Below are 7,992 nucleotides of genomic sequence, written 5' to 3'. Positions count from 1 at the left end.
ACCTCGTCGCGGGGCAACAGGTCCGGGGTGCGCCGGGCCGAGTCGTTGTCCTTGAGCCACTGGTCGGCTTCTTGCTCGGTCTCGGCGTACTGGCCTTTGAACACCGGCGGGATGTAGTCGAACATGAACCGGGTGCCCTCGGAGTTCTTCAGCACGCCGCCGTCACCGCGAACTCCCTCGGTGACCAGGATCCCCTTCACACTCGGCGGCCACACCATGCCGGTCGGGTGAAATTGGACGAACTCCATGTTGATCAGCGTGGCGCCGGCGCGTAACGCGAGTGCATGACCGTCGCCGGTGTATTCCCAGGAGTTCGACGTCACCTTGAACGACTTGCCGATGCCGCCGGTCGCCAACACCACTGCAGGCGCCTCGAATGCGACGAACTGGCCGCTCTCGCGCCAGTAACCGAGCGCGCCCGAAATAGCCCCCGTGGCATCGTCTTTGAGCAGCTCTGTGATGGTGCATTCGTGGAAGATCTTGATCTTCGCTTCGTAGTCGCCGAACTCGGTGCGGTCGTCCTGCTGCAGCGCGACGACTTTCTGCTGCATGGTGCGGATGATCTCCAAGCCGGTGCGGTCACCGACGTGGGCCAGGCGCGGGTAGGTGTGGCCGCCGAAGTTGCGCTGGTTGATCTTTCCCTCTTTGGTGCGGTCGAACAGCGCGCCGTAGGTCTCCAGCTCCCAGACCCGGTCCGGCGCCTCCTTGGCGTGCAGTTCGGCCATCCGCCAGTTGTTGAGGAACTTCCCGCCCCGCATGGTGTCGCGGAAGTGGGTTTGCCAGTTGTCTTTGGCGTTGACGTTGCCCATCGAGGCCGCGCAGCCGCCCTCGGCCATCACGGTGTGTGCCTTGCCGAACAGCGACTTGCACACCACTGCCACGGACAGACCCTGCTCGCGGGCCTCGATGACCGCACGCAAGCCTGCGCCGCCGGCACCGATCACGACGACGTCGCAGGTGTGCCGTTCGACTTCAATCATGGATTCTTGATTACCCTTCGACTCCTGAACGTGCTTGTCAGCCGATAAATCTCAGGTCCGTGATGGTGCCGCTGGCCACCAGCGCGATGTAGAAGTCAGTCAGCGCCAGCGTGCCCAGCGTGGTCCAGGCGAACTGCATGTGCCGCCCGTTGAACCAGCTGATCCGTGACCACAGCCAGTACCGGACCGGATGTTGGGAGAAGTGGGTGAGCCGCCCACCGAAAACGTGTCGGCACGAGTGGCACCCGCCGGTGTAGGCCCACAGCAACAGCACGTTGCCGAGCAGCACGATATTGCCCAAACCGAAGCCGAAACCGTGCGGCCCAGTATCGGAGTGAAACGCCACGATTGCGTCGTAGGTATTGAGGGCGGCCAGCGTGAAGGCAACGTAGAAGAAGTAGCGGTGGCTGTTCTGGAAGATCAGCGGTAGCCGGGTCTCGCCGGTGTAGTGGGTACGGGGTTCGGGCACCGCGCAGGCCGCAGGCGACAGCCAATAGGCCCGGTAGTAGGCCTTGCGATAGTAGTAGCAGGTGATCCGGAATGCGAGCAGAAACGGTAACACCAACATTCCCAACGGGATCCACGCTGGAAAGTGTCCCAACCAATGACCCAGGTGGCTGGAGCCCGGCACGCACGACGCGCTGATACACGGCGAGTAGAACGGCGTCAGGTAGTGGTACTTGTCCACCCAGTAGGCGCTGCCCCAGAACGCCCGGACGGTCGCATAGACGATGAATGCGTCCAGGCCGATGTTGACCCGCATCGGCGACAGCCACCACCGATCGGCGCGCAGCGTACGGTCAGGTATCCGAGCACGAGACGGCGTGAAGACACCGGTCGCAGGTGCGCTCATCTGGTGTGCTCCCCTTCTGCTGCGCCTGTCGGGGTGCTCAGGCCAGAGCACCCCGTCATTACGGGGTGGTCCGCAGCTCCGCGAACTCGGTCGCGCTGAACACCGGAGCTTCTCGGGCTGCTGACGCCACGGGTCACCCTACGGCAACCGATGCTAGACATATCCGGAACGCGACGTGAGGCCGGTCACGTCCGAGGTGACTCTGCACGAAGATGCGCGAAAGCCCCCACACGTTGCGCGTGTGGGGGCTTTCGCTTTGGGTATCCCCTGCTTGCCGGGGACTGGACCCGGATCTAGGTGGTGATCGCGATGCGCTGCGGTTGGGTGCCGGTGTAGACGCCGGCCACCCGGACGGTCAGGACGCCGGCGTCGTAGGACGCGGAGATCGCGTCGCCGGTGACCTGCGCCGGAACGGCGAAGGACCGGCTGAACGACCCGTAGCGGAGCTCGCGCAGGGTGCGTCCGTTCTCCTCGCTGGCGTGCTCGTCGCGGCGCTCACCACGGATCGTCAGGTGCCCGCCTTCTAACTCGACGGTGACGTCCTTGTCGACGTCGACGCCCGGAAGCTCCAGCCGGACCACGGCGTCATCACCATCTTTGGTGATCTCAGCGGCGGGACTGAAACCGCTCGGTGTCGGTGCGAGCCAGTCGCTGACCGTTGTGGGGCTGAAGAAGTTGCGCACCCACCGGTCGGTGTCGAAAGGCCGCGGCCACAGTGTCAGGTTGCTCATTGATATCTCCTCGTTTCGGTGGTCGACCAGCCCGGCGCCGGTCCACTACCTCCTAAAACCTGAGTCGACCACGCTAAAGTTCCGTCTGTTGTTCGCTGTCGGTGAACGCGCTCGCGGGTAGACGCCGGGGCCGGTGAGGATAACGTCACGCGTCTGTCACACACGGCGACATCGCGGCAACATCGCATCTCTAGCCTCAGGCTGTGGCCAACGTTGAAACCCCAGGTGGCGTCGGTGAGTTGGTGGTCGTCGGGCACGGCATGGTGGGCCACCGCTTCGTCGAGGCGCTGCGGGATCGAGGCAACGCCGACAGACGGGACAGCTGGCGGGTTACCGTGCTCGCCGAGGAGCCCGACGCCGCCTACGACCGGGTCGGGCTGACCGCCTACACCGACGGTTGGGATCGCTCCCGGCTGGCGCTACCGGGCAACGACTACTCCGCAGACTCACGGGTCCGGTTGCTGTTGAGTACCCGGGTCACCGAGATCGACCGGGCGACGAAGTCGGTGCTGACCGCGGCGGGCGAACGGTATCGCTACGACACGCTGGTACTGGCGACCGGGTCCCGGGCCTTCGTCCCCCCGGTGCCCGGTCATGACCTGTCCGGCTGCCACGTCTACCGCACCCTGGACGACCTCGACGGTATCCGCGCCGGCATGCAGCACACGCTGGACGCCGGCCACACCCGCGCCGGTGTCGTGGTCGGCGGCGGGCTGCTCGGACTGGAAGCCGCCGATGCGCTGCGCCGGTTCGGGCTGACCCCCCACATCGTCGAGATGGCGCCGTGGTTGATGCCCCAGCAACTCGACGAGGCCGGCGGCGTGCAGCTGGGCCGGATGATCGCCGACCTGGGGATCGCGGTGCACGTCGGGGTGGGCACCGACGCGATCGAACACGTCGACCACCGTGACGGAGCCAGCACACTGCGGGTGCGGCTGTCCGACCGTACGGTGATCGACGCCGGCCTGGTGGTGTTCGCCGCCGGGGTGCGCCCACGCGACGAACTGGCCGCGGCCGCTGGGCTTGAGATCGCCGACCGCGGAGGTGTGCTCACCGACAGGTCCTGTGTGACCAGCGATCCCGACGTGTACGCGATCGGCGAGGTGGCTGCTATCGACGGGCGGTGCTACGGGCTGGTCGGGCCGGGTTACACCAGCGCCGAGGTGGTGGTCGACCGGCTGCTAGGTGGGGCCGCCGAGTTCGGCGAAGCCGACCTGTCGACCAAGCTCAAATTGCTCGGAGTCGACGTCGCCAGCTTCGGTGACGCGATGGGAACCGCCGAGAACTGCCTGGCGGTCGTCGTCAACGACGCGGTGAACCGGACCTACGCCAAACTGGTGCTCTCCGACGATGCCAAGACGCTGCTGGGCGGCATCCTGGTCGGCGACGCCTCCGCGTACGGGGTGCTACGGCCTATGGTCGGCTCGCAGCTCCCGAGCGACCCGCTGAAGCTGATCGCACCCGGCACAGTCGCTTTAGGGGTCGGCGCGCTACCGGGATCTGCTCAGATCTGCTCCTGCAACAACGTCACCAAGGCGGAATTGACCGAGGCCATCGCCGATGGTTGCCAGGATGTACCGGCGCTGAAGGCCTGCACCGCGGCCGGCACCGCGTGCGGTTCCTGTGTGCCGCTGCTCAAGCAGCTGCTGGAAGCCGAGGGTGTGCAGCAGGACAAGGCGTTGTGCGAGCACTTCAGCCAGTCGCGTGCCGAGCTGTTCGAGATCATCAGTGCCACGCAGATCCGCACCTTCTCCGGCCTGCTGGAGCAGTTCGGCACCGGAAAGGGTTGCGATATCTGCAAACCCACCGTCGCATCGATCCTGGCGTCAACCGGTTCGGCCCACATCCTCGACGGCGAGCAGGCGTCTCTGCAGGATTCCAACGACCACTTCCTGGCCAATATCCAGCGCAACGGCAGCTATTCGGTGGTGCCGCGGGTGCCCGGCGGTGAGATCAAACCGGAGCACCTGATCTTGATCGGCGAGATCGCCCAGGAATACGGCTTGTATACCAAGATCACCGGCGGTCAGCGGATCGACATGTTCGGCGCCCGAGTCGAGCAGCTGCCGAAGATCTGGCGGCGGCTGGTCGACGCCGGCATGGAATCCGGGCATGCCTACGGCAAGGCAGTGCGGACGGTGAAAAGCTGTGTAGGCACCGACTGGTGCCGCTACGGCGTCCAGGATTCGGTGCAGCTGGCCATCGACCTGGAACTGCGCTACCGGGGCTTACGCGCGCCGCACAAGATCAAGATGGGCGTCTCTGGTTGTGCACGCGAGTGCGCGGAGGCGCGTGCGAAAGACGTCGGCGTGATCGCCACGGAAGGCGGTTGGAACCTCTACGTCGGCGGCAACGGCGGCTTCACCCCTAAGCACGCCCAACTGCTGGCCGGTGACCTCGACACCGAGACGCTGATCCACTACATCGACCGGTTCCTGATGTTCTACATCCGCACCGCCGATAGGTTGCAGCGCACCGCGCCATGGATCGAGTCACTCGATGGCGGACTCGATCACGTTCGCGACGTCGTGTGCCGCGACTCTCTCGGCCTGGCCGAGGAGTTCGAGCAGGCGATGGCGCGTCACGTCGAAAACTATTCCTGCGAGTGGAAAGGGGTGCTGGAGGATCCGGACAAACTAGCCAGATTCGTGTCCTTCGTCAACGCACCCGACGCCCCCGACCCCACCGTGGAATTCACCGAACACAACGGACGCAAAACGCCGGTGCTGATCGGCATGCCACGGTCCTACACCGAGGAGGAATCATGACACTGCTCACCGATGCTGCGGTCTGGACCACCGCCTGCGACTACGACGATCTCATTCCGGGCCGCGGTGTGGGGGTGCTGCTCGACGACGGGTCGCAGGCGGCGTTGTTCCGGCTCGACGACGGATCGGTGCGCGCGGTCGGCAATGTCGACCCGTTTTCTGGGGCGGCGGTGTTGTCCCGCGGACTCGTCGGCGATCGCAGCGGCCGGCTGACCGTTGCATCCCCGATCCAAAAGCAGGTGTTCGCGCTTGACGACGGCAGCTGTCTGGATGACTCGCGGATGTCGGTGCCGGTCTACCCCGCCCGCGTCACACCCGACGGCCATATCGAGGTTGGGCGGGCGGCTTAGCTGACATCTCCAGCCCCGCATCGCGACGCGGAACCGGCCGGCGATGAGCTGCGTCATACCCGGGTGGGTGCCCAGCGGCTCGCTGACCAGGTCGGCGCCGCAGCGTCGCAGCTGGTCCTGGAACACCCCATCGGCCAGCAGGTACGACGCCACCACGACCCGGCGCGAGGAGCGGCGGCGCGCAGCGGCAACCGCTTCGGGCACGCTCGCCTCACCAGCGGCGGCAAACGCCAACTCGACGGGTGATTCGATGAGGGCTGACAACGAGGTGACGGTGGTGTGCAGGTCTTTTCGTGCCAACGGCTCCGACGTGCCCGCTGCGGCAAGGATCACCGAATCGCCCGGTCGCCAACCAGATTCGGCTAACCGGTCGGCGATGATCCGAACTATCCGCCGGGTTGGCCCCAGCGCGGGCGTGACTGTGACATCTGGGTGTCCGCTGGCAGCGACATGGGCAGGAAGATCGGTGCAGACGTGGTACCCACGGGACAGGAAGGCCGGCACCACGATCGTTGGTCGGTCGATATCCGCCGTCGCAGCGAGGACTTCACTCGGGGTGGGATCGAGCACGTCGACGAAGGCCACCCGGACCTCCTGATGCAGCAGTGCCGTGACCCGCTGGGCAAGGCCGCCGATCATGGCGGCACCGGCCGGTTTGCGGGTGCCGTGCGCGACCAGGAGCAGAGTCACGCCGCACCCGGGTGTTCGTCGATCGCCAACCGGTAACCGCGTTTGATGACGGTAGCGACAATTTTCTTGTCGCCCAAAATGGTTCGCAGTCGCAGCACCGCGGTTTCGACTGCGTGGGTGTCCGAGCCGTTGCCCGGCAACGCCCGTAACAGTTCGTTGCGGGGGACCACGGCGCCTGGATGTTGGGCGAGCGCTCGCAGGGTGGCCATCGGTGCCGGCGGCAGCGGCCTGACCACGTCGTCGACCACCACGCAGCTGCTGCGGATCTGGATCCGGTGCCCGGCCGCGCGCATGGTGCGGTCGCGCTGCGCCGGCAGCTCGTCGGCGATGTGGCGGGCCAACGCGCCCAACCGCATCCGCCGCGGTGATGACGTCGGGACGCCCAGCCGGGTCAGTGGGCCGGCGGCGACCGGGCCCACGCACATTGCGGAGACGCCGGAACGCAGCGCGCTGAGCAGTTCATCGAGGATGCCGAGCTCGCCGGCGCGGGTCAGCGTCGCCACCACCGCCGGTGCGGAGGTGAAACTGACGGCGTCGAACTGGCGTTGCGCGATCTGAGTGACCAGCTGATCGAACTGTCCGCCCAGTGCGACCGCACGCCACCGGTACACCCGGAACGGTATGACATCGGCACCGGCGGCCCGCAACTCGTCGAGCAGTTCTGGAACCGGATCCCAGTCGTCGGTATCACCGTGCAGCTGCACGGCGATACGCTGGCCGGCGACACCGGATTTCCGCAGGTAACTCAGCACCTCGCGGACCGATTCGGAGTCTGGGCACCATTGCTCGGACAGCCCGGCGGCCCGCAGCGCTCCGGTGGTCTTGGGACCCCGCGACACGATCCGGGCGCTGGCCAGCGCGGCGAGCAGATCGCTGGCCAAACCCCACCCGTCCGCGGCGGCGATCCAGCTGCGAAACCCGATCGACGTCGTCGCGATCAGGATGTCCGGTGGGCGGGCGACCAACGCCTGGGTATTGCGGTGCAATTCGGCGTCGTCGGAGAGATTGACCATGCTGATAGCAGGAGCCGCGCGGACCGTGGCACCGTGACGGCGCAGCAGCGCACACAGCTCATCGGCCCGGCGGGTAGACGTCACCGCAACCCGGTAACCGCTGAGCGGAGCCCGGTCCGGTTGCCTCATCTCTCCAGGTGTAGGCGATGCTGATTTCAGGCCCGTTACCGGGCAATTGCCGAAGCGTTGCCGCGGCGGCACGCCAGTTCCCCACCTGCGCTACCAGAGGTCGCCGTCGCGCCAGTCGCAGGCCAATTCGGCCGTGGTGTCCAGGACGTCGGGGTCGACCGGCAGCACGAACACCGTTCCGTCGGCTGCGGGGGTGCGGACCGGGCCGGTCGGGGCCAGCACCGACGTCGGCCCGCGCCACCGCAGCCAGCCGCGGGAGGTGTAGAGCCGGTGACTGATCTCCGCCGAGCTGAGTGCGCCGAGCTGGTAGCCACCCCGGATCACCTGTTCGCAGGCGTCCAGCACCGCGGCGGCCAATCCCTGCCCGCGCCAGTCTTCGCGCACAGCAACCGCTTCGACGTAACCGCACCGCAGCGACCTGCCCCGGTAGAGCAGGCGGCGCTGCACCACCGCGCCGTGCGCGATGAGCGCGCCGTGT

7 protein-coding genes and 1 pseudogene are annotated in these 7,992 nt (G+C 66.6%); 2 read left to right on the top strand and 6 right to left on the bottom strand.

The window, feature by feature from the left end; genetic code table 11:
* From AC2VOP_RS04500 to AC2VOP_RS04490, 3 genes are all read right to left on the bottom strand, one after another.
* The coding region (locus tag AC2VOP_RS04500) for an FAD-binding protein (RefSeq protein ID WP_486959831.1) at positions 1-980 on the bottom strand (980 nt) is incomplete at its 3' end.
* Positions 981-1,017: 37 nt separating this feature from the next.
* Positions 1,018-1,833 carry a hypothetical protein gene (locus AC2VOP_RS04495; protein ID WP_486959830.1) on the bottom strand — a complete coding sequence of 272 codons (816 nt, stop codon included), beginning with the start codon at positions 1,831-1,833 and terminating at the stop codon, positions 1,018-1,020.
* Positions 1,834-2,126: 293 nt separating this feature from the next.
* Positions 2,127-2,564 carry an Hsp20/alpha crystallin family protein gene (locus tag AC2VOP_RS04490; protein WP_486959829.1) on the bottom strand — a complete coding sequence of 146 codons (438 nt, stop codon included), beginning with the start codon at positions 2,562-2,564 and terminating at the stop codon, positions 2,127-2,129.
* Positions 2,565-2,824: 260 nt separating this feature from the next.
* On the opposite strand from AC2VOP_RS04490, the gene nirB reads away from it, so the two are divergent.
* Positions 2,825-5,332 carry a nitrite reductase large subunit NirB gene (nirB, locus tag AC2VOP_RS04485; protein WP_486959832.1) on the top strand — a complete coding sequence of 836 codons (2,508 nt, stop codon included), beginning with the start codon at positions 2,825-2,827 and terminating at the stop codon, positions 5,330-5,332.
* Positions 5,329-5,682, top strand: a complete 354-nt coding sequence (nirD, locus tag AC2VOP_RS04480) for a nitrite reductase small subunit NirD (protein ID WP_486959828.1) — start codon at positions 5,329-5,331, stop codon at positions 5,680-5,682. Before nirB ends, nirD begins: the two co-directional genes overlap by 4 nt.
* 18 nt (positions 5,683-5,700) lie before the next feature.
* On the opposite strand, the pseudogene AC2VOP_RS04475 reads toward nirD, so the two are convergent.
* The 3 genes and pseudogenes from AC2VOP_RS04475 to AC2VOP_RS04465 form a co-directional block, all read right to left on the bottom strand.
* Positions 5,701-6,372, bottom strand: a pseudogene (locus AC2VOP_RS04475) (sirohydrochlorin chelatase); the annotation flags it as partial.
* On the bottom strand, positions 6,369-7,514 hold the full coding sequence (locus AC2VOP_RS04470; protein ID WP_486959827.1) for a uroporphyrinogen-III synthase: 1,146 nt from the start codon (positions 7,512-7,514) through the stop codon (positions 6,369-6,371). The gene AC2VOP_RS04470 and the pseudogene AC2VOP_RS04475, both read right to left, overlap by 4 nt.
* A 90-nt stretch (positions 7,515-7,604) precedes the next feature.
* Positions 7,605-7,992: GNAT family N-acetyltransferase (locus AC2VOP_RS04465; RefSeq protein WP_486959826.1), on the bottom strand; the 388-nt coding region annotated here is incomplete at its 5' end.

The sequence above is a fragment of the Mycobacterium sp. TH-M106 genome (genome assembly GCF_057473765.1).
Note: the sequence above shows the minus strand (reverse complement) of the source record. Positions and strands in the feature narration are given on the sequence as shown.

Excerpts from the sequence above, each read along its gene's own strand:
- nirD (WP_486959828.1), top strand. The coding sequence starts at position 5,329 with ATGACACTGCTCACCGATGCTGCGGTCTGGACCACCGCCTGCGACTAC.
- nirB (WP_486959832.1), top strand. The coding sequence starts at position 2,825 with ATGGTGGGCCACCGCTTCGTCGAGGCGCTGCGGGATCGAGGCAACGCC.
- AC2VOP_RS04470 (WP_486959827.1), bottom strand. The coding sequence starts at position 7,514 with ATGAGGCAACCGGACCGGGCTCCGCTCAGCGGTTACCGGGTTGCGGTG.
- AC2VOP_RS04495 (WP_486959830.1), bottom strand. The coding sequence starts at position 1,833 with ATGAGCGCACCTGCGACCGGTGTCTTCACGCCGTCTCGTGCTCGGATA.
- AC2VOP_RS04490 (WP_486959829.1), bottom strand. The coding sequence starts at position 2,564 with ATGAGCAACCTGACACTGTGGCCGCGGCCTTTCGACACCGACCGGTGG.